This is a genomic window from Idiomarina sp. ST10R2A5 (assembly GCF_051842325.1).
In the GTDB taxonomy this organism is placed as follows: domain Bacteria; phylum Pseudomonadota; class Gammaproteobacteria; order Enterobacterales; family Alteromonadaceae; genus Idiomarina; species Idiomarina abyssalis.
The window spans coordinates 1-264 of the sequence record NZ_JBNIEX010000041.1; the positions used below are offsets into that span (position 1 = coordinate 1).

The 264-nt window shown below is 72.3% G+C and carries 1 protein-coding gene; it reads left to right on the forward strand.

Annotated features, from left to right (window positions below; genetic code table 11):
• A partial coding sequence (locus ACP7FG_RS13045) for a hypothetical protein (RefSeq protein ID WP_439226633.1) occupies positions 1 to 264 on the forward strand: 264 nt, incomplete at both ends.

Sequence of the window (264 nt, forward strand, 5' to 3'; positions counted from 1 at the left end):
GGCGCCCCATCGAACTCCGGACCGGGGTCCACTACGGGCAGGCGCTGCATTTCGGCGACGGCTCCCGGGAGGAACTCCCGGTCGAATCGAACGAGCGGCCCACCGAGGCCATCGTCCGCGATACGCTCGCCGAGGGGGGCTCGACGCTCGTGTTCGTCAACTCCCGGCGCAACGCCGAAAGCGCCGCGAGGCGGCTGGCGGAGACGACGCGGGCGGGGATCGACGACGAGGAGGAGCGCCGCCTCGCCGAGTTGGCCGAGGAAG